This is a genomic window from Pseudothioclava arenosa, assembly GCF_002358085.1.
In the GTDB taxonomy this organism is placed as follows: Bacteria; Pseudomonadota; Alphaproteobacteria; order Rhodobacterales; family Rhodobacteraceae; genus Pseudothioclava; species Pseudothioclava arenosa.
Window position 1 is genome coordinate 71,906 of the sequence record NZ_NTJD01000001.1, and the last position, 19,272, is coordinate 91,177.

The 19,272-nt window shown below is 65.9% G+C and carries 19 protein-coding genes; 14 read left to right on the forward strand and 5 right to left on the reverse strand.

The window, feature by feature from the left end; genetic code table 11:
• The first annotated feature begins 94 nt into the window (after positions 1-94).
• The 13 genes from ybgC (at position 95) to folD (ending at position 13,012) form a co-directional block, all read left to right on the forward strand.
• The gene (ybgC, locus tag CLN94_RS00365) at positions 95-496 is read left to right on the forward strand and encodes a tol-pal system-associated acyl-CoA thioesterase (RefSeq protein ID WP_096429883.1); all 402 of its coding nucleotides are present in this window, start codon (positions 95-97) and stop codon (positions 494-496) included.
• Positions 497-617: 121 nt separating this feature from the next.
• Positions 618-1,313 carry a protein TolQ gene (tolQ, locus tag CLN94_RS00370; RefSeq protein ID WP_096429885.1) on the forward strand — a complete coding sequence of 232 codons (696 nt, stop codon included), beginning with the start codon at positions 618-620 and terminating at the stop codon, positions 1,311-1,313.
• 3 nt (positions 1,314-1,316) lie between these two features.
• Positions 1,317-1,799, forward strand: coding sequence for an ExbD/TolR family protein (locus tag CLN94_RS00375; protein ID WP_096429887.1), 483 nt, complete (start codon positions 1,317-1,319; stop codon positions 1,797-1,799).
• A gap of 24 nt (positions 1,800-1,823) precedes the next feature.
• A complete protein-coding gene (locus tag CLN94_RS00380) occupies positions 1,824-2,996 on the forward strand; it encodes a hypothetical protein (protein ID WP_096430668.1) in 1,173 nt (390 codons plus the stop codon).
• Positions 2,997-3,100: 104 nt separating this feature from the next.
• Entirely contained in the window at positions 3,101-4,429 is a 1,329-nt protein-coding gene (gene tolB, locus CLN94_RS00385; RefSeq protein WP_096430670.1) for a Tol-Pal system beta propeller repeat protein TolB, read from the forward strand.
• 71 nt (positions 4,430-4,500) lie between these two features.
• Entirely contained in the window at positions 4,501-5,022 is a 522-nt protein-coding gene (gene pal, locus CLN94_RS00390) for a peptidoglycan-associated lipoprotein Pal (protein ID WP_096429889.1), read from the forward strand.
• Positions 5,023-5,025: 3 nt separating this feature from the next.
• The gene (ybgF, locus tag CLN94_RS00395; RefSeq protein WP_179300191.1) at positions 5,026-5,853 is read left to right on the forward strand and encodes a tol-pal system protein YbgF; all 828 of its coding nucleotides are present in this window, start codon (positions 5,026-5,028) and stop codon (positions 5,851-5,853) included.
• Position 5,854: 1 nt separating this feature from the next.
• Positions 5,855-7,066 carry a tRNA lysidine(34) synthetase TilS gene (gene tilS / locus CLN94_RS00400; protein WP_096429891.1) on the forward strand — a complete coding sequence of 404 codons (1,212 nt, stop codon included), beginning with the start codon at positions 5,855-5,857 and terminating at the stop codon, positions 7,064-7,066.
• Positions 7,067-7,147: 81 nt separating this feature from the next.
• Positions 7,148-9,052, forward strand: a complete 1,905-nt coding sequence (gene ftsH / locus CLN94_RS00405; RefSeq protein ID WP_096429893.1) for an ATP-dependent zinc metalloprotease FtsH — start codon at positions 7,148-7,150, stop codon at positions 9,050-9,052.
• 3 nt (positions 9,053-9,055) lie between these two features.
• Positions 9,056-9,865 (forward strand): methyltransferase domain-containing protein, encoded by an 810-nt coding sequence (locus CLN94_RS00410; protein WP_096429895.1) that lies wholly within the window; start codon positions 9,056-9,058, stop codon positions 9,863-9,865.
• A gap of 220 nt (positions 9,866-10,085) precedes the next feature.
• Entirely contained in the window at positions 10,086-11,753 is a 1,668-nt protein-coding gene (locus CLN94_RS00415) for a formate--tetrahydrofolate ligase (protein ID WP_096429897.1), read from the forward strand.
• A 66-nt stretch (positions 11,754-11,819) separates the two neighbouring features.
• Positions 11,820-12,125: a chorismate mutase gene (locus tag CLN94_RS00420; protein ID WP_096429899.1), complete on the forward strand. Its 306-nt coding sequence runs from the start codon at positions 11,820-11,822 to the stop codon at positions 12,123-12,125.
• On the forward strand, positions 12,122-13,012 hold the full coding sequence (gene folD, locus CLN94_RS00425; protein ID WP_096429901.1) for a bifunctional methylenetetrahydrofolate dehydrogenase/methenyltetrahydrofolate cyclohydrolase FolD: 891 nt from the start codon (positions 12,122-12,124) through the stop codon (positions 13,010-13,012). The genes CLN94_RS00420 and folD overlap by 4 nt, the downstream gene beginning before the upstream one ends.
• A 51-nt stretch (positions 13,013-13,063) precedes the next feature.
• Here folD and CLN94_RS00430 read toward each other — a convergent pair whose 3' ends face one another.
• Positions 13,064-14,374, reverse strand: coding sequence for an ATPase (locus CLN94_RS00430; RefSeq protein ID WP_096429903.1), 1,311 nt, complete (start codon positions 14,372-14,374; stop codon positions 13,064-13,066).
• Between the two features lie 154 nt (positions 14,375-14,528).
• Between CLN94_RS00430 and CLN94_RS00435 the strand changes: the two genes are divergently transcribed.
• On the forward strand, positions 14,529-16,199 hold the full coding sequence (locus tag CLN94_RS00435; protein WP_143598851.1) for a hypothetical protein: 1,671 nt from the start codon (positions 14,529-14,531) through the stop codon (positions 16,197-16,199).
• A 73-nt stretch (positions 16,200-16,272) separates the two neighbouring features.
• Here CLN94_RS00435 and CLN94_RS00440 read toward each other — a convergent pair whose 3' ends face one another.
• From CLN94_RS00440 to CLN94_RS00455, 4 genes are read right to left on the reverse strand one after another with little or no spacing between them, the layout of a single operon-like run.
• The gene (locus tag CLN94_RS00440; protein ID WP_096429907.1) at positions 16,273-16,776 is read right to left on the reverse strand and encodes a prepilin peptidase; all 504 of its coding nucleotides are present in this window, start codon (positions 16,774-16,776) and stop codon (positions 16,273-16,275) included.
• A 3-nt stretch (positions 16,777-16,779) separates the two neighbouring features.
• Entirely contained in the window at positions 16,780-17,643 is an 864-nt protein-coding gene (locus tag CLN94_RS00445) for a tetratricopeptide repeat protein (protein WP_096429909.1), read from the reverse strand.
• Between the two features lie 23 nt (positions 17,644-17,666).
• The gene (locus tag CLN94_RS00450; protein WP_245845006.1) at positions 17,667-18,233 is read right to left on the reverse strand and encodes a tetratricopeptide repeat protein; all 567 of its coding nucleotides are present in this window, start codon (positions 18,231-18,233) and stop codon (positions 17,667-17,669) included.
• Positions 18,234-18,266: 33 nt separating this feature from the next.
• The gene (locus CLN94_RS00455) at positions 18,267-19,262 is read right to left on the reverse strand and encodes a type II secretion system F family protein (RefSeq protein ID WP_096429911.1); all 996 of its coding nucleotides are present in this window, start codon (positions 19,260-19,262) and stop codon (positions 18,267-18,269) included.
• Positions 19,263-19,272: the final 10 nt, after the last annotated feature.

Sequence of the window (19,272 nt, forward strand, 5' to 3'; positions counted from 1 at the left end):
CCGAGCCCGACCTCAAGGTCGAGAAGGACGGCTGAGGCCTTTACCTTCCCCGGCTTCTGTGCGCCCATGCGGGCAAAGAGATCTGGAGGCAGTCATGGCGCATGAATTCCCGGTGCGGGTCTATTACGAAGACACCGATCTGGCGGGCATCGTCTATTACGCGAATTACCTGAAATTCATCGAGCGCGGCCGCACCGAATGGGTGCGCGAGCTGGGGATCGACCAGGGCGCGCTGCGCCGCGACGCGGGGATCGTCTTTGCCGTGCGCGCGGTCGAGGCGGACTATCTGCGCTCGGCGAAATTCGACGATGAGCTGATCGTGCGCACCGCGCTGGAAAGCGAGACGGGCGCCCGGATCACGGTGCTGCAATCGGTCTGGCGGGGCGAGGAAAAGCTGTTTGAGGCGCGCGTCGTGCTGGTCTGCATGAACGAGGAAGGCTCGGCTGCGCGGCTTCCTGCCGATATCCGCGCGAAATTCTCGCCGGCGCTGCACTGAGGGGCGCCGCAATGACGGCAAGTTGACGCAGTTGTTATGGCTTTCCCCCTGAACCTGCGATAGAATCGCTGCTAATGAGAGCCGCATAAACGCGGCCCCAAAAACCGGCGAGCAGTGACCAATGGAACAAGAAGCCCTTGCGATGGCGCAGGAGATCGATTTCTCCTTGCTGGCGCTCTTTGCGCGCGCCTCCCTTACCGTGAAACTCGTGGTGATTTTGCTGCTCGTGTCCAGTTTCTGGTCATGGGCGATCATCATCCGCAAATTCCTGACCTTCCGCGCCGCGCGCGCCGAGGCCGAGGCGTTCGACCGGGCCTTTTGGTCGGGTGAGCCGCTCGATGAGCTGTTCGACCAGATCGGGCCCGCGCCCGATGGCCCGAGCCAGCAGATCTTTGCCGCCGGCATGCTGGAATGGCGCCGCAGCCACCGTCAGGATGGCGAGCTGATCGCGGGTGCGCAGGCGCGTATCGAGCGTTCGATGGACGTGGCGATCGCCAAGGCCGAGGAATCCCTGAATTCGGGTCTGAATTTCCTCGCGACCGTCGGTTCGACCGCGCCTTTCGTCGGGTTGTTCGGCACGGTCTGGGGGATCAAGGTCGCCTTCGAGGAAATCGCGATTTCGCAGAATACCTCGCTGGCCGTCGTCGCGCCCGGCATTTCCGAGGCGCTGGTCGCCACCGCGCTGGGCCTTCTGGCGGCGATTCCGGCGGTGATCTTCTACAACAAGCTCTCGAGTGACGCCGACAAGATCGCGGGCGGCTACTCGGCCTTTGCCGACGAGTTTTCCACCATCCTCTCGCGCCAGCTGGACGCCTGAGCGATGGGCGCGGGGGTGCTGAAAAAGGCAGGCTCGGGGCGGCGGCGCCGGGGGCGCGGGGCGCGCCATCAGGCGATGGCCGAGATCAACGTCACGCCGATGGTCGACGTGATGCTGGTGCTGCTGATCATCTTCATGGTCGCCGCGCCGATGATGACGGTGGGCGTGCCGCTGGAGCTGCCCAAGACCGCTGCCAAGGCGGTGCCGACCGAGCAGGAAGAACCGCTGACGATTTCGCTGCAGCTCGATGGCACGGTCTCGATGATGAATGCGCCGGTGCCGATGGAGGAGCTGATCGGGCGTCTGCAGGCGGTGGCGCAGGAGCGCGACAGCGACAAGGTATTCCTGCGCGCCGATGGCGGCATTGAATATGGCCGCGTCGTCGAGGTGATGGGGGCGCTCAATGCCGGGGGCTTCGCGAATATCACGCTGGTCACGGATGCAGGCGGGCCGACGCTGACGGGCGCGCCGGCGTCGGGCCAGTAACCGGATAGGACGCGCGCGATGCGCATGACACGGGCAGATAAAATCGGCTACGGCATCTCGGCCGCGCTCCATCTGGGCGTGATCGGCTGGGTGTTGCTGGGCGGCAGCTGGTTCAAGCCGAAGCCGTCCGAGCCGATCGTGCTGTCCGAGGTCTCGGTGATTTCCGAGGCCGAGTTCCAGGCGATGATGGCGGCGGCGCCCGCACCCGCCGAGGCCGAGCCGGTGACGCCCGAGGTGCCCTCGGTCGAACCCGCGCCGCAACCCGAGCCTGAACCGCAACCCGAGCCGCAGCCTGAACCCGAACCCGTGCCGGAACCCGAGCCGCAGCCGCAGCCCGAACCAACGCCCGAGCCGGAGCCCGAAGAGGTCGAGGTCCCGCCCGCGATGATGCCGCCGGTCGAGGTGCCGCAGGATACGACCTCGCCGGACTTCTCGCCGCGGCCCAAGCCCAAGCCCGCGCCGCGCGTGGCCCCCAAACCCGCCGAGGCGCCCGCGCCCGACGCCAAGGTCTCGGACCAGGCGGAGGCCGAGACGCGCCCGGATGAGGCCGCCGAGCCCGACACCCCGGTCGAGACCAAGGATGAGGCCGCGCCGCCGGAATCGACGACTGAAATCGTGACCGAGGCGACCGAGACCGAAGAGAAGGCGACGACCTCGGCGCCGAAATCCTCGGCCCGTCCGCGCCCGAAGCCGGCCAAGCCTGCGCCCGCGCCGAAAACCGAAGCCAAGACCGAAACCGCGAAATCCGCGCCCAAAGCCGACACGCCGAAAGCCGACACGCCCAAGCGCGACGCGGTGCAGGATGCGCTGGCCGAAGCGATGCGTGAGGCGGGCGGCGAAGGCACTGGCGGCACCGGCCGCGCGCCCTCGGGTCCGCCCGTCACCTCGGGTGAGAAAGAGGCGCTGATCGTCGATGTGAAAGCGTGCTGGAACGTCGGTTCGCTGGGCACTGAGGCCTTGCGCACCACGGTCACGCTGTCGGTCGCGATGAACCCCGACGGCAAGCCCAATATCGGCACGATCAAGATGGTCGGCTACGAGGGCGGCTCGGAGGCGGCGGCGAAACAGGCCTATGAGGCGGGGCGGCGCGCGATCGTGCGCTGCGGCTCCGACGGCTTCCCGCTGCCCGCCGAGAAATACGACCACTGGCGCGAGATCGAGATCGTCTTCAACCCCGAGAAAATGAGGATGAAGTGATGCGCCACAGTCGGCAGAAATTCGCGGATGCTCAGCGCCTTGTGATGCGCTGCGCCTGCAAAGACGGTTACAGTTCGAACAATCCCACCAAGGGGACGACACGTATGAAAGCTTTCCTGAAGGCCGCGATGGCGGCGCTGATCCTGACCCCGGCCGTGGCCGCGCCCGCGCTTGCGCAGAACGGGCCGCTGCGGATCGAGATCACCGAGGGTGTGATCGAGCCCTTGCCCTTCGCGCTGCCCGCCTTCGTCGCCGAGACCCCCGATGCCACCGAGATGGCGGCGCAGATCGGGCAGGTGATTGCAGCCGACCTGACCGGCACCGGGCTGTTCCGCGAAATCCCGCGCGAGGCGCATATCCAGCGCATCGGCGTCTTTGACACCCCCGTCAGCTATTCCGACTGGCAGGCGATCAACGCGCAGGCGCTGATCGTGGGCGGGGTCTCGATGCAGGGCGGCAAGCTGGTGGTGAAATTCCGCCTCTTCGACGTGTTCTCGGGCCAGCAGATGGGCGACGGGCAGCAGCTTGCGGCCTCGCCGGCAAGCTGGCGGCGGCTGGCGCATAAGGTCGCCGACGTGATCTATAGCCGGATCACCGGCGAGGGCGGCTATTTCGACAGCCGTGTCGTCTATGTCGCCGAGAGCGGCCCCAAGGACGCCCGCCAGAAACGCCTTGCGGTGATGGATTACGACGGCGCCAACACCCAATACCTCACCGACAGCTCGACCATCGTGCTGGCGCCGCGGTTTTCCAACGCGGGCGACAAGGTGCTGTACACGACCTTTGAAACCGGCTTCCCGCGGATCAAGATGCTTGATCTGGCGAGCGTCTCGGCGCGGCTCCTGCCGGAAGTGCCGGGCACGATGACCTTCGCGCCGCGGTTCTCGCCCGATGGCGCCTCGATCGTCTATTCGCTGGAGCAGGGCGGCAACACCGACCTGTGGAAGATGGGCGTCGATGGCGGCCAGCCGCAGCGCCTGACCAACTCGCCCTCGATCGAGACCGCGCCGAGCTATTCGCCCGATGGCAGCCGGATCGTGTTTGAATCCGATCGCTCGGGCACGCAGCAGCTCTACATCATGTCGGCTTCGGGCGGCGAGCCCACGCGGATCTCCTTTGGCGAGGGCCGCTATGGCACGCCGGTCTGGTCGCCGCGCGGTGATCTCGTGGCCTTTACCAAGCAGCATGCGGGGCGCTTCCACATCGGCGTGATGCGCACCGACGGCTCGGAAGAGCGGCTGCTGACGGCCTCGTTCCTCGATGAAGGCCCGAGCTGGTCGCCCAATGGCCGCGTCATCATGTTTACCCGCGAAAGCCCCGGTGCCGAGGGCGGTGCCGCTCTCTGGTCGGTGGACATCTCGGGGCGCAACCTCAAACGCGTGCCGACCCCCGGCGCGGCCTCGGACCCGGCCTGGTCGCCGCTCTTGCGCTGAGCGCCGATTCCCAAGCGGGCCGCAACCTGTTAACCTCGCCCGAAACGGGCAGAACCAAAGGCGGAACTGGAATGAAATTCGCAACCAAGGCAGTGATCCTTCTGGCGGGGCTTGCCCTTGCCGCATGTAACAACCCCGACAAATACGCGAGCGGCGCCGGCGTGGTCGATCCGGGCGGCGCCTATGGCGATGGCGGCATCTCGCAGGGTTCGATCAACGATCCGAACTCGCCGGCCTATTTCGCCGCGACGATCGGCGACAAGGTCCTGTTCGCCGTGGACCAGTCGACGCTGACCCCCGAGGCGCGCTCGATCCTGGCCGGTCAGGCGCAGTGGCTGGGCTCGCACCCGGCCTATAACGCGATCATCGAAGGCCATGCCGACGAGCAGGGCACGCGCGAATACAACCTCGCGCTGGGCGCACGCCGCGCCAATTCGGTGCAGGAATACCTTGTGAGCCAGGGCGTCTCGTCGGCGCGTTTGCGTACCGTGTCTTACGGCAAGGAGCGCCCGCTGGCGGTCTGCTCGACCGAGGATTGCTATTCGAAGAACCGTCGCGCCGTGACGGTGATTTCGATGGGTCTGGGGAGCTAAGCGATGCTGCGCGGTCTTTTGCTGAGTGCCGCCGTGCTGATGGCGGGCCTGCCGGCGGCCGCGCAGGATGCGCAGACGCTGGCCGATATCCGCTCTGAGCTGGCGGCGCTGGCCGGTCAGATCCAGGGCTTGCGCCAAGAACTGGTGGGCTCGGGGGCGAATGGCCTTCGGGCTGCAGGCGGCGCTTCGGCGCTGGAGCGGATGGATACGATGGAGGCGGCGCTGAGCCGCCTGACCTCGCGCACCGAGGCGCTAGAAAACCGGATCAATGCGGTGGTCTCGGATGGCACAAATCGCATCGGCGATCTCGAATTCCGGCTCTGTGAGCTGGACGCCAATTGCGATATCGGCGCGCTTGGGCAGACCTCGGTTCTGGGCGGTGCGGCCAGCGCCAACCCCGTGACTGCGGCGGCGCCGAATGCGACGCGGGCGGCGGCGCCCTCGCTTGCGATGAACGAACAGGCCGATTTCGACCGCGCCAAGGCGCTGATGGATGGCGGCGATTACGTGGGCGCGGCGGCTGCGTTCAAGACCTTCAACGAGACCTATCCGGGCGGTCCGCTGGCTGCCGAGGCGGCCTTCATGCGCGGCGATGCGCTGAAGGCCGGGGGCGACACCACGGGCGCCGCGCGTGCCTGGCTCGAGTCGTTCAACGCCGATAAGACCGGCGCGCGTGCCCCCGAGGCGCTGCTGAAGCTCGGGCAGGCGCTGGGCGATATCGGGCAGAAGCCCGAGGCTTGCGCGACGCTGGATGCGGTCACGATCCGGTTCCCGGGCACGGGCCCTGCCGGGCAGGTGCCGGGCGCCAAGGCGGCGATCGGTTGCCCCTGAGATGGCGCTGACGCTCGACGATCTTGCCCGGACGGCTTTTGACCCCGGCGCGGTGCCCCGCGTCGGGGTTGCCGTTTCGGGAGGGTCGGATTCGATGGCGGCGCTGCACCTGCTGGCGCGCCATCATGCGGTGGCGGCGGTGACGGTCGATCACGGGCTGCGCCCCGAGGCCGCCGCCGAGGCCGCGTTTGTCGCGAAGGCCTGTGCCGCGCTGGGCGTGCCGCATGACACGTTGCGCTGGGCGGGGGCGGGCGCGCAGGGCAACCTGATGGATCAGGCGCGGCGCGCGCGGCTGCGCCTGATCGCGGAGTGGGCGCGGGCGCGCGGCATCGGGCATGTCGTGTTGGCGCATACGCTTGACGATCAGGCCGAGACCTTCGTGATGCGGCTCGCCCGCGAGGCGGGGTTGGAAGGCCTGTCGGGGATGCGCCCGGCCTTCGAGGCCGAGGGCATCACCTGGCATCGCCCGTTCCTGAGCGTGCGGCGTGCGGCGCTGCGTGACTGGCTTGGCGCGCAGGGCGTCGGCTGGATCGACGACCCTTCAAACGACAACCCGCGGTTTGAGCGGGTGCGTGCGCGTCAGGCGCTGGCGCAGCTGGCACCGCTGGGCGTGACCCCGGAGGCGCTCGGCGCGGTGATCGACCATCTCGCCGCGGCTGACGGGGCGTTGGCGCGCCAGCTTGCGCAGTTTGGGGCAACACATCTGCGTGAAGAGGCTGGTGACCTTGTGATCGAGGCTGAGGCCTTCGCCACGCTCGATCCCGAGCTGCAGCGCCGCCTGATCCGCGCCGCGCTGACCTGGGTCTCGGGCGAGGATTACGGGCCCCGCGCGGCCAAGCTCGCGCGGTTCCTTGAGGTGCCAAAGACGGCAACGCTGCATGGCTGCAAGATCACCTGCGCCAAGGGCGTTCTGCGCCTGACCCGCGAGGCTAAGGCCGTCATGGCATTGCGTGTTCCCGCCGGGGGGCACTGGGATCGCTGGCGGCTGGAAGGCCCCCGAACGGAGGGCGCCGAGATCGCGGTGCTGGGGGCTGAGGGCCTGCGCCAATGCCCCGATTGGCGTGCCGCTGGCCTGCCGCGCGCGTCACTCATGGCCTCGCCGGGGGTCTGGCGGGGCGAAATCCTGCTTGCCGCGCCCGTCGCGGGGCTCAAAAACGGCTGGAAAGCGCAAATTGCCCGCGGCACTTTCTACTCTTCGCTATTCAGACGTTGAACCTCTCCGCTTAATGCCTATTTTCACTCTCAAAGGCTGTGGCCTCTTCGCCGCCGCCCAATGATGTTTTGGAGGTATCCTTTGGGTAACGCACGCAACCTTGCCTTCTGGGCCGTTCTCTTCGTGCTGATCCTCGCGCTCTTCAATCTGTTCGGCGACGGTCAGAGCACGATGAACGCGACGACGAAGAGCTATTCGGAGTTCATGACGGCTGTGAACGACGGCAAGGTCTCGTCCGTGACGATCGATGGCGAAGACGTGCGCTTCCAGACGCAGGACGGCAATTTCACCACCGTCAAACCCTTCTCCGACGAGATCGCCGAGAAGCTGATCGACAAGGGCATCACCGTCCGCGTCGTCAAGCAGGAGCAGTCGGGCTTCATGTCGCTCGTGGGTGTGTGGCTGCCCTTCATCGTGCTGATCGGCATCTGGATCTTCTTCATGAACCGGATGCAGGGCGGCGGCAAAGGCGGCGCGATGGGCTTTGGCAAGTCCAAGGCGAAGCTCTTGACCGAAAAGCAGGGCCGCGTGACCTTTGACGACGTCGCCGGCATCGACGAGGCCAAGGAAGAGCTTGAGGAAATCGTCGAGTTCCTGCGCAACCCGCAGAAATTCTCGCGCCTCGGCGGCAAGATCCCGAAAGGCGCGCTGCTGGTGGGCCCGCCCGGCACCGGTAAGACCCTGCTGGCGCGCGCCATCGCGGGCGAGGCGGGCGTGCCCTTCTTCACCATCTCGGGCTCGGACTTCGTGGAAATGTTCGTGGGCGTTGGCGCTTCGCGCGTGCGCGACATGTTCGAACAGGCCAAGAAAAACGCGCCCTGCATCGTGTTCATTGACGAGATTGACGCGGTGGGCCGGGCCCGCGGTGTCGGTATCGGCGGTGGCAATGACGAGCGCGAGCAGACGCTGAACCAGCTTCTGGTCGAGATGGACGGGTTTGAGGCGAACGAAGGCATCATCATCATCGCCGCGACCAACCGCAAGGATGTGCTCGATCCGGCGCTCTTGCGCCCCGGTCGCTTCGACCGTCAGATCCACGTGCCGAACCCCGACATCAAGGGCCGCGAAAAGATCCTCTCGGTTCACGCCCGCAAGGTGCCGACCGGCCCCGATGTCGACCTGCGCGTGATCGCGCGCGGCACGCCGGGCTTCTCGGGTGCGGACCTGATGAACCTCGTGAACGAGGCGGCGCTGATGGCCGCGCGTGTGGGCCGCCGCTTCGTCACGATGGAAGATTTCGAGAACGCCAAGGACAAGGTGATGCTGGGGGTCGAGCGGCGCTCGATGGTGCTGACGCCCGAGCAGAAGGAAATGACCGCCTATCACGAGGCGGGCCACGCGATCGTCGGCCTCTCGCTGCCGAAATGCGACCCGGTCTACAAGGCCACGATCATTCCGCGCGGTCAGGCGCTGGGCATGGTGGTGTCGCTGCCCGAGATGGACAAGCTGAACTACCACAAGGACGAGGCCAAGCAGAAGATCACCATGACCATGGCGGGCAAGGCGGCCGAGATCCTGAAATGGGGCGAGGAACACGTCTCGAACGGCCCGGCGGGTGATATCATGCAAGCCAGCGCCATTGCGCGGGCGATGGTGATGCGCTGGGGCATGTCGGACAAGGTCGGCAATATCGACTATTCCGAAGCCCATGAGGGCTATCAGGGGAATACCGGTGGTTTCTCGGTCTCGGCCAAGACCAAAGAGCTGATCGAGAACGAGGTGCGCGACCTGATCGAGACCGGCTATCAGGAGGCCAAGCGCATCCTGCAGGAACGGAACGAGGAATGGGAACGTCTGGCCCAGGGCCTTCTGGAATACGAAACCCTCACCGGTGACGAGATCAAGAAAGTGATGGCGGGCGAGGCGCTTGGCGGTGACGACGACGAGGATAAACCCTCGGGCGATCTGCCCTCCGTCACCGCACTGCCCAAGACCAGCCGCGCCAAGAAGACCGGCGGCGACGCGGCGCCCGAGCCTTCGGCCTGAGCCATGGGCAACGCGGCGAAGGGCGCGCAGATCTCTCCGCTCGACTGGAACCCGGACGCCTATGGTCAGTTCCGCGACCTGCGCCTGCGGCCGGCGCTGGATCTCTTGGCGCAGGTGCCGGATCTGCCTGAAAAGGGCCGGGTCATCGACCTTGGCTGTGGCGCGGGCGCCATGGCCGAAGCGCTCAGCTATCGGTTCCGGCAGCGCCGCATCGTCGGTGTCGACAATTCCGAGAGTATGCTTAAGAAAGCCGCGGCGACCGGCGCCTATCATCGCTGCGATCTGGCCGATATCGCCAGTTGGGAGCCGAGCAAGCCGCCCGCGCTGATCTTTTCGAATGCCGCGCTGCACTGGCTGGGCGATCACGCGACGCTTTTGCCGCGGCTGGCCGGAATGCTGCGCCCGGGCGGGGTTCTGGCGGTTCAGATGCCGCGCCAGTTCGGGGCGCCGTCGCATCGCTTCCTGCGCGAATTCGCCACCGAGATGTTCCCCGATCGCTTCGACTTTACCGGCTGGAAACCGCCCGTGGCCGAGCTGGCCGATTACGCGCGTATTCTTTCGCCGCTGGGCCATGCGGATCTGTGGCAAACCGATTACCTGCAACGCCTGCTGCCGGGCGATGACGGGCATCCGGTGCGGCGCTTCACCGAGTCGACGGCAATGTGCCCCTTCCTCGAAAAGCTGTCTGAGCCCGAGCGTGCCGCCTTCACCGCCCGCTACGAGGCCGCGTTGGAGGCCGCCTATCCGGCCGAGCGCGATGGCACTGTGCTCTTCCCCTTCCGCCGCATTTTCTGCGTCTTGCAGGTCCGCTGACCGGGGCGCATTGGCCCTATCCGAGACCTGACTTCGCCTGCCCTGCGCGCATGGGCGGGACGGCCATTCATGGCCCGTGCGACCTGATTTCGGTCAAGCCTCGCCCCCGGAGTTTTGGGTATGCCTGAGGGAAGGGCGGCGATTTGCGCCATCCGAGTGTCGTTTCCGGCAGTAACACCCCGCGTGCCACCCGCTAGGCTGCCTTCGAGGAGGAACCCTGATGCCCTATGATATCGAAATCGCCCGCGCGGCGGAGAAGATGCCGATTTCCGAGGTCGGTGAGAAGTTGGGAATTCCCGAGGCCGCGCTGATCCCTTACGGCCGCGACAAGGCGAAGCTGGACGCGCGCTTTATCCGTGGCCTCGCCGGGCGCGAGGACGGCAAGCTGATCCTGGTGACAGCGATCAACCCGACGCCTGCGGGCGAGGGCAAGACCACCACCACCGTGGGCCTCGGCGACGCGCTGCAGCGCATCGGCAAGAAAACCGCGATCTGCATCCGCGAGGCGAGCCTCGGGCCGAACTTCGGGATGAAGGGCGGTGCGGCGGGCGGCGGGCGCGCGCAGGTCATTCCGATGGAGGACATGAACCTGCATTTCACCGGCGATTTTCACGCGGTGACGGCGGCGCATAACCTGCTGGCGGCGATGATCGACAACCACATGTACTGGGGCAACGCGCTTGAAATCGACGAGCGCCGCGTGACATGGCGCCGCGTGATGGACATGAACGACCGCGCGCTGCGCGAGATCATCGTGGGGCTGGGCGGGGTCTCGAATGGCTTCCCGCGCCAGACCGGGTTCGACATCACCGTGGCCTCCGAGGTCATGGCCTGCCTGTGCCTGGCCAGTGACCTCGAAGACCTGCAGGCGCGCTTGGGGCGTATCGTTGTCGCCTATCGCCGCGACCGCAGCCCGATCACCTGCGCCGATATCGGGGCGGACGGGGCGATGGTGGTGCTTTTGAAAGAGGCGATGCAGCCGAACCTCGTGCAGACGCTCGAACATACGCCGGCCTTCGTGCATGGCGGGCCCTTCGCCAATATCGCGCATGGCTGCAACTCGGTCATAGCCACGCAAAGCGCGCTGAAACTGGCCGATTATGTGGTGACCGAGGCGGGCTTTGGCGCCGATCTGGGCGCCGAGAAATTCTTTGATATCAAGTGCCGCAAGGCCGGGCTGAAGCCCGCGGCGGCGGTGATCGTGGCGACGATCCGCGCGATGAAGATGAACGGCGGGCTGGCCAAGGATCAGCTGGGCTCCGAGAATGTCGCGGCGGTCGAAAAGGGCTGTCCGAACCTCGGCCGCCATATCGCGAATACCAAGGCCTTTGGCGTCCCGGTCGTGGTGGCGCTGAACCATTTCACCTCTGACACCGAGGCCGAGATCGCTGCGGTGAAGGCCTATGTCGCGAAACAGGGCTGCGAGGCGGTGGTCTGCCGCCACTGGGCGGATGGCGGCGCCGGGGCGGTGGAGCTGGCCGAGAAGGTCGTGCATCTGGCCGACACCGGCGCGATGTTCGCGCCGCTTTACCCCGACGACATGGGGCTTTTCGACAAGATCGACACGATCGCGCGGCGGATCTATCACGCGGGCGATGTGATCGCCGACAAGAAGATCCGTGACCAGCTGCGCGAATGGGAGGCTGCCGGTTATCGCGACCTGCCGATCTGCATGGCGAAGACGCCGTTCTCCTTCTCGACCGATCCGCTGTTGCGAGGCGCGCCGTCGGGGCACACCTTGCCGATCCGCGAGGTGCGGCTGTCGGCGGGCGCGGGGTTCATCGTCGTGATCTGCGGCGAGATCATGACCATGCCCGGCCTGCCGCGAAATCCGGCGGCCGCGTCGATCCGGCTCAATGCGGATGGCGAAATCGAAGGTCTGTTCTGAGCCAGCATGCCTTGTCGTGCCCCGTGGAAACTGCGATATGACCCGGGAGCAACGAGAGGGTTGGCGATGAAACAGCCGGACGAGATTGGCTCGATGGCCGAGCTGCGCGCCGAGATCGATGCGCTGGATGCGCGGCTGGTCGAACTTCTGGCCGCCCGCACTCGCCTGATCGACCGCGCCGCCGAGCTCAAGCCTTCGGAAAACATGCCCGCGCGCATTCCCGCGCGGGTCGAGGATGTGGTGGCCAAGGTGCGCGCTCGCGCCGAAGCCGCCGGGATGGATGCCGATCTGGCCGAGCGTCTCTGGCGCGAGATGATCGAGCATTTCATCGCGCAGGAAGAACGTGTTCTGGGAAAAGGGGATCGGGCATGAGCGCCAGGATCATCGACGGGAAGGCCTTTGCCGCGCAGGTGCGCGAAAAGGTGGCGGCGCATGTCGCGCGGCTGAAAGAGGTGCAGGGCATCACGCCGGGTCTCGCCGTGGTGCTTGTGGGCGACGACCCGGCCTCCGAGGTCTATGTGCGCAACAAGGGCAAGCAGACGCTCGAAGTCGGGATGAACTCATACGAGCACAAGCTGCCCGCCGAGACCTCCGAGGCCGAGCTGCTCGCGCTGATCGAGCGGCTGAATGCCGATCCGGAGGTGCACGGGATTCTGGTGCAGCTGCCGCTGCCGGGGCATCTGAACAGCGATCTGGTGATCAATTCGATCGACCCGGCCAAGGATGTCGACGGGTTTCATATCTCCAACGTGGGCCTGCTGGGCACCGGGCAAAAGGCGATGGTGCCCTGCACGCCGCTGGGCTGTCTGATGATGCTGCGCGACCAGCTGGGCAGCCTTTCCGGGCTGAACGCGGTTGTCGTCGGGCGCTCGAACATCGTGGGCAAACCGATGGCGCAACTTTTGCTGGGCGACAGCTGCACGGTGACGATCGCGCATAGCCGCACCAAGGATCTGGCCGCGGTGTGCCGCCGCGCCGATATCCTCGTGGCCGCCGTGGGCCGCGCCGAGATGATCCCGGGCGATTGGATCAAGCCCGGCGCGACCGTGATCGACGTCGGCATCAACCGCATCGAGCGGGGCGGCAAGAAGAAGCTCGTGGGCGACGTGCATTTCGAAAGCGCCGCCGCCGTGGCCGGTGCGATCACGCCGGTGCCGGGCGGCGTCGGGCCGATGACCATCGCCTGCCTTCTGGCCAATACCGTCACCGCCTGCTGCCGCGCCAACGGGCTGCGCGAGCCCGAAGGCCTGACCGCCTGATCGCGGCACTGGTTTGAAAAGCAGAGCGCCGGGGTCTTGCCCCGGCGTTTTTCAATGTTCGATATGCTCGTTGCTGACGAACATGTTCGCCCATGCGCGGTCGATCAACTCGGGCGTCATCTGGTGCGGAATGCCCTCGAAGTCGCAGATCGACATCATCTGATCGACCAGGAACACCGGCTGATAGTTCGCATAGACATTGTCGATCGTCGGATATTTCTCGCGCAGGAGGTAGATCAGCGCCGCCTCGTTCAGCGGCATCCCCTTCTTCTTGGCGACCATCTGGAAGATTTTGAGGAAGCCTTTCTGGTCGGGCCCGTCGATCTTGATCTTGAAGAAAATCCGGCGAAGTGCCGCTTTGTCGAAGATCTCATTCGGGTGGAAGTTGGTCGAAAAGATCACCAGCGTGTCGAAGGGCACCTCGAACTTTTCCCCCGATTGCAGCGAGAGGATGTCGCGGTTTTCTTCGAGCGGCACGATCCAGCGGTTCACCAGCTTCTGCGGCGGCTCGGCCTGACGGCCAAGGTCGTCCACGATGAACACCCCGCCCGAGCTTTTCAGCTGCAAGGGCGCGGTATAGGTGCGCGCAGTCGCGTTGTATTTCAGGTCGAGCATGTCGAGCGACAATTCACCCCCGGTAATCACCGTCGGGCGCTGGCAATAGACATAGCGCCGGTCGAACCGCGCGCCGGTCTTGCGCAGCGAATTCGGGTCGTCCTCGGGCAGGGGGGCGGTGGTGTGCACGATCGGGTCGAAGACGGTAATCACCTGCCCCGCATATTCGACCGCGCGCGGGATATAGAGGTTGTCGCCGATCGCGTCGCGAATGCCGTTCGAGATCGACGATTTCCCGTTGCCGGGCGGGCCATACATCAGGATCGAGCGCCCCGAGGACACTGCCGGGCCAAGCTGCCCGATCAGGTCGGGCGGCAGGATCAGGTGCCCCATCGCGCCCAAGAGCTGGTCGCGCGTGAGCTGGATATTGCGGATCGACTGGCGCTTGACCTGCTCGCGATAGGCCGTGAGCGGCACCGGCATCGCGCCGTAATATTCCGACTGCGCCAGCGCATCGAGCGCGCGCGCCTTGCCCGCATCCGACAGTTGATAGCCCATCTCGCTGGCCGAGGTCGCGTGCATCGTCCCGGTTGCCTCGATCAGGCGCTGCGTGCGCGCGTCGTCGATCAGCTCCTGCACCAGTGTCACCGGCAGAGCGATCAGCTTCGAGAGCGCGCTGACCTGCTCGGTATTGGTGCGAAACATCGTCTTCAGCAGGATGTCGCGCATGGTCACGCGGCTCACGCCCACCTCATCGAGGGTCCGGGGCTCCGGGGGGGCGATCACCTTGGGCACCATCATGTTCATGGTCGGTCCTATCTGCTCTGGCGCGCTTCGCGGCTTTTCCTTCGACGTGTCACGTGCAGGCCGCATTTGCCCACTATCCGGATTCACACGATCAAGATGCGCCGCTAATGTGGCCAAAAATTGGAAACAATACGGGAAGACTGGGATGTCGGGCATGAAGCGGCCGGGGGCCGATCCGCTGCGGTTGTTTGCCGGGATGGCGCTGTGGCTTGCGGTGCTGGCGGGGCTGTCGCTTTGGGGTGGCGTGTTCATCGCCGGCAAGCATGAAGGCGACACGCTGCATCTGGCCGACATGGTGCTGCGGATGGCCGAGGCCGGGCAGATCCCGCATTTCGATTTCATGACGCCGCTCGGCATTCTGGCGATCTGGCCGATCGCGGCGCTGGTCAAGGCGGGGCAGGGGCTGGGCATGGCCTTTTTGCTGGCGCAGCTTGGCTTTGCGCTGGTGCTCTTCGTGCCGATCCTGCGCGTGGCGCTGAGCCGCTTTCCTGCCCGTCTCGGCTGGCTTTACGCGGCTTATGTGCTGGTTCTGTGCGTTGCGCTCGTCCATGGCGAGGGCGATCCGGCGATCTCGGCCTCGATGCATTACAACCGATGGGCCTGGGCGCTGGCCTATGTCGCGGTGCCGCTGGCAATGCTGGAGCCGGCCAAGCGCCGGATGGCGGTGTTCGACGGCGTGATCCTCGGGCTGGCGCTTGCGGCGATGGCGCTGATCAAGGCGACCTACTTCGCCGCCTTCCTGCCCGCCGTGCTGATCGCGCTTCTGGCGCGGCGCGACTGGGTGATGCTGGGCGTGGCGCTAGCGTCGGGGCTTGCCGTGGTGGCCGCTGGCACGCTCCTGCTTGGCGTCGAATTCTGGTTCGCCTATCTGCGCGACCTGCTGATTGTTGCCAGTTCCAAGACGCGCGCGGCGCCGGGGCTCGCGATGGGTGACCTGCTTGTCGGCCCGACGCACATCCTCGCAACCTTCACCCTGATGGCGGCTGTGATCTTTCTGCGCCAATCGGGCCGGATGACCGAAGGGCTGGTGCTGCTTCTGCTGGTGCCCGCCTTCGTCTACGTGACCTACCAGAACTTCGGGAACGACCCGCAATGGCTGATGCTGCTGGCGCTGCTCGCGCTGTCGCTGCGCCCGGCGGGGCTGGCGACCAACGGCTTTGGCTGGCGGTTGCGCACGGCGCTGACGATCGCGGGCGTGATCGCGCTGTCGCTGGGCTCGGCCTCGGCGATCAACATGGCGCTCAGCCCGCTGCGGCTGTTCCTCGCCGACCCGACCGAGTTCACGCCCTTCCTGTCGCAACGCCCTGCGCATGACGACCTTCTGGTTTCGCCCGCGCGGGTCTATCGCGTGTCGATGTCGCGCCCCGGCGCGGATGAGATCCCGCTCTATTCCGCCTGGGCCGAGCGTGCGGCCCCCAAGCCGGACCCGGAGGCCAGCACCGCCCCGCACGATCCGACCGAGGCCTTCCCCTTCAATGGCGAGCCTTTGCCGGTCTGCGAACTGGGCACCGGCTACAACGCCTGGTTCGAAAGCACCGCCGAGGCGCTTGAGGCTGCGGGCCACGGCGGCGCGCGCATCCTTATTGCCGATCTCTTCTCCTCACTCTGGCTCTACGGCGATTTCCCCGCGCTGCGTGGCGGCGCGCCCTGGTATTACGCGGGCACGCCCGGGATCGAGACGGCTGAATTTGTGCTGGTTCCGCTCTGCCCGACCAACCTCACCCACCGCAACGAGATTCTCTCGGCGCTGGACGTGGCCGGATGGCAGCTGGACGAGGTGATGCGAACCGAAACCTTCATCCTGACCCGCCCGCACAAGGGCTAAGCCCTTTCATCGAGACGCAAATACTCCGGGGGTGAATGCCGCAAGGCAGAGGGGGCAGCGCCCCCTCGCGCGCCTATCCGGGCAGGGCCACGATCAGCAGATAGGTCCAGAGCGTGCCCACCAGCGCCAGCCCGAGCGGGAAATCCTTGCGCGTCCAGCTGACCCAATCGGGCGCCAGCGCCACCACCGCCGGGATCCGCCGCGCGATCCGATGCGCGGCGAAAGCGCCGAGCAGGAAGGCGCACAGAAGCACGATCGCCAGTTGCACATGAGCGCCGGTCGAGGAAAAGAACGGCGCGGCGGCGGCCATGAATTTCGCGTCGCCCGCGCCGAAATGCGCGATCTGGTTCAGCACGAAACCGATTGCCAGCAGCACCAGCGCATGGCTCCAGCGCCAGGCATAGACCTCAAGCGGCAACAGGAACGGCCCGGCAACTGCAAAGATTACCAGTGTCGCCAGCACCGCCCGATTGCGGATCTTCATGAATTTCAGGTCGGTATAGGCGACCCAGGCGCAGATCGGGCTGAGCAGCAGCAGAAAGGCCAGCGCCGATTGCGGAGGGGTCAGCCCAAGCACGGATCAGCTCTTCGAGACGTTAGCATCCAGCGCCGCAAGCGCCCGCGCCGCCTCTTCGAAATGCTGCGGGTGGGTCTCGACCGCGTCCTGCAAAAGCCCCTTGCCGATCGCCACATCGCCCTGCTTGATCGCCGACAGCGCCGCCGTGTAAAGCAGCTGCGCCCGCTCGGTCTGGCTCATGTCAATGACGGGCAGGTCGTATTTGCGCTGGCTCGCGCGGGCCAGGACAAGGTTGTTTTTGGTGGTGAAGCGCGCCTTGTCGAAGGTCAGCGATTCCAAGAACAGCTTTTCGGCGCCCTTGGCATCGCCGCGCGTCAGCTTGGAATAGCCCCAGTTGTTGTAGACGGGGCCGGGCTTGGTGGTCAGGCCCGCCGCGATTTCATAGAAGCTGTCGGCCTTCTTCCACTGCTTCTTGGAATCCGCGACCATCGCCTCGAGCTTGTAGCGCTCAAAGGTTTCATGCGTCGGCGGGATCGCGTTCAGCGTTGCCTGCGCTGCGTCCCACTCATTCGCGCGGATCTGCGCATCAGCCAGCCCGACCTGATCGTCAAGCGTGGCGCCCTCCATCTTGGTGACGGCGGTCCAGACCTGCACCGCATCGGCCGGGCGGCCTGCGCGCACCAGCGATTTCGCCAGCCCGCGCCGCAGGTCGATGCGGTCAGGGTTTTCGTCGGACGAGCGCTTGAAATAGCGCACGGCCTCGGCGGGGCTCCCCACCGTCAGCATGATGTCCGAGAGGTTGCTTTCGTCGACGGCGTTCACGCTTTTCATCGCGCGCGCGACATCTGCATCGTTGCTGTTGCCCATGCAGCCCGCAAGGACAAAGGTGCCGCCCGCGAGGGCCGCGACAAGGATCGGGTGGCGCATTTTCGCGTCCTTTTGCTCGTGCCTCACTGCCGGGTCAGAAGGAGGTATTCGCCTGCGCCCCGCCTGACCAGCGAGAAAGTCTTGTTCTCGGGTTCAACATAACCCGGATCTTTGCGTTTTGCGAGCGCGATGCGCAGGTTTTGCCGGATCGAGTCCGATTGGCCACTATCGAGCGCATAGGCGGTTTCAAAGACGCGGGCAGCCTCCGCGACCTCGCCTTTCTCCATCAGCACGACGCCGAGGTTGTTCCAGGCCGGCACAAAGCGGTTGTCGGCGTCGATCGCGCGGCGCAGCACCTGTTCGGCCTGACCGAGCCGTCCGAGTTTCAGATTGGCTGATCCGATCGCCGAAAGCACATCGACCGTCGCGCCCTGGCTTGCGGCAGCGCGGTAATAGGCCTTGAGCGCGAGTTCATACTCGCCCGCGGCCATCAGCCGGTGGCCCACCGTCAAACCGTCGATCGCCTCGCCCTCGGCCATGCCGGGCGCGTAGGGGCTTCCGGCAGGTGAGGAAAAGCCGCCTTGCGAACAGGCGGCCATCAGGCTCAGGGCGAGGGCGGCAAGGAGGCCGCGCAGGGAAGTTTGCATCATGTCCTGCCCGCTTTGCTGGCGCGGGCAGGTGCCTCAGCGGCCAAGCATCTTGAAGTTCTCAAGCATATCATGGATCGAGGGGCCGACAAGGATGATCAGGAGCGGCGGCACGGTGAAGGCCATGGTGCCCAGCGTCATCTTGGTCGGGATCTTGTTGGCGATTTCCTCGGCGCGCATCACGCGCTTGTCGCGCATGTCGGCGGCATAGAGGCGCAGCGCCTCGGCGATCGAGGTCCCGAATTGCTGCGACTGGATCATCACCGTCACGAAGCTCTGCACGTCGGGCAGCTCGGTGCGGGCCCCGAAGGCGCGCAGCACCGAGGGTTTATCAAGACCGGCCTTGATCTCATGGGCGACGGTCTCGAATTCCTCGCAGAGCGCGGGGTAGGAATTCGCCAGTTCCTTGGAGACGCGGATGATCCCCTGATCGAGCGATTGCCCCGCTTCGACGCAGACCAGCAGCATGTCGAGCGCATCCGGGAAGCCCGACTGGATCTCGGACTTGCGGGCCTCGACGCGCTGGTTCACCCAGCGTTTGGGCGCGTAATAGCCGAAGATGCCGGGCAGGACGACGGCCAGGATCATCTTGGTGGTGTCGAGCTGCGTGGCCTCGTTGGCATTGGCGAGGATGATGTAGCCCAGCCCGAGCACGACGCCGCCAAGGCCCAGCCCGAACTGGATCGCGTGGAAGGTGCGCACCGCATTGGGCGCCCGGTAGCCCGCGCGCTGCAGCCATTTGCGTGATTCCGACAGCTCTTCGGCCTTTTTCGGCTCCAGGAAGCCCGAGAATTTCTCGAGCTTGTCGGTGCCTGCGCCGGGGCGCAGCTGTTGCGCCTTGTCGGCCTTCTTGCCTATGCCCCGCTGGCCTTGGGGATTGCGCTTGTTACCCAACCGCTCCAGCGGATCGACCCGCTTCTTGAGCAACGAGGGCAGCGTGGCCAGAACCATCAGCCCGCCCACCGCGACAAGGGCGATCACCGGCCCCATCGGGCCAAGCTTTTCGGTCAGCAATGCGAGCAGTTGTTCCATGGGACTATCC

Excerpts from the sequence above, each read along its gene's own strand:
- ybgC (WP_096429883.1), top strand. The coding sequence starts at position 95 with ATGGCGCATGAATTCCCGGTGCGGGTCTATTACGAAGACACCGATCTG.
- tolQ (WP_096429885.1), top strand. The coding sequence starts at position 618 with ATGGAACAAGAAGCCCTTGCGATGGCGCAGGAGATCGATTTCTCCTTG.
- CLN94_RS00375 (WP_096429887.1), top strand. The coding sequence starts at position 1,317 with ATGGGCGCGGGGGTGCTGAAAAAGGCAGGCTCGGGGCGGCGGCGCCGG.
- CLN94_RS00380 (WP_096430668.1), top strand. The coding sequence starts at position 1,824 with ATGACACGGGCAGATAAAATCGGCTACGGCATCTCGGCCGCGCTCCAT.
- tolB (WP_096430670.1), top strand. The coding sequence starts at position 3,101 with ATGAAAGCTTTCCTGAAGGCCGCGATGGCGGCGCTGATCCTGACCCCG.
- pal (WP_096429889.1), top strand. The coding sequence starts at position 4,501 with ATGAAATTCGCAACCAAGGCAGTGATCCTTCTGGCGGGGCTTGCCCTT.
- ybgF (WP_179300191.1), top strand. The coding sequence starts at position 5,026 with ATGCTGCGCGGTCTTTTGCTGAGTGCCGCCGTGCTGATGGCGGGCCTG.
- tilS (WP_096429891.1), top strand. The coding sequence starts at position 5,855 with ATGGCGCTGACGCTCGACGATCTTGCCCGGACGGCTTTTGACCCCGGC.
- CLN94_RS00410 (WP_096429895.1), top strand. The coding sequence starts at position 9,056 with ATGGGCAACGCGGCGAAGGGCGCGCAGATCTCTCCGCTCGACTGGAAC.
- CLN94_RS00415 (WP_096429897.1), top strand. The coding sequence starts at position 10,086 with ATGCCCTATGATATCGAAATCGCCCGCGCGGCGGAGAAGATGCCGATT.
- CLN94_RS00420 (WP_096429899.1), top strand. The coding sequence starts at position 11,820 with ATGAAACAGCCGGACGAGATTGGCTCGATGGCCGAGCTGCGCGCCGAG.
- folD (WP_096429901.1), top strand. The coding sequence starts at position 12,122 with ATGAGCGCCAGGATCATCGACGGGAAGGCCTTTGCCGCGCAGGTGCGC.
- CLN94_RS00430 (WP_096429903.1), bottom strand. The coding sequence starts at position 14,374 with ATGAACATGATGGTGCCCAAGGTGATCGCCCCCCCGGAGCCCCGGACC.
- CLN94_RS00435 (WP_143598851.1), top strand. The coding sequence starts at position 14,529 with ATGAAGCGGCCGGGGGCCGATCCGCTGCGGTTGTTTGCCGGGATGGCG.
- CLN94_RS00445 (WP_096429909.1), bottom strand. The coding sequence starts at position 17,643 with ATGCGCCACCCGATCCTTGTCGCGGCCCTCGCGGGCGGCACCTTTGTC.
- CLN94_RS00450 (WP_245845006.1), bottom strand. The coding sequence starts at position 18,233 with ATGATGCAAACTTCCCTGCGCGGCCTCCTTGCCGCCCTCGCCCTGAGC.
- CLN94_RS00455 (WP_096429911.1), bottom strand. The coding sequence starts at position 19,262 with ATGGAACAACTGCTCGCATTGCTGACCGAAAAGCTTGGCCCGATGGGG.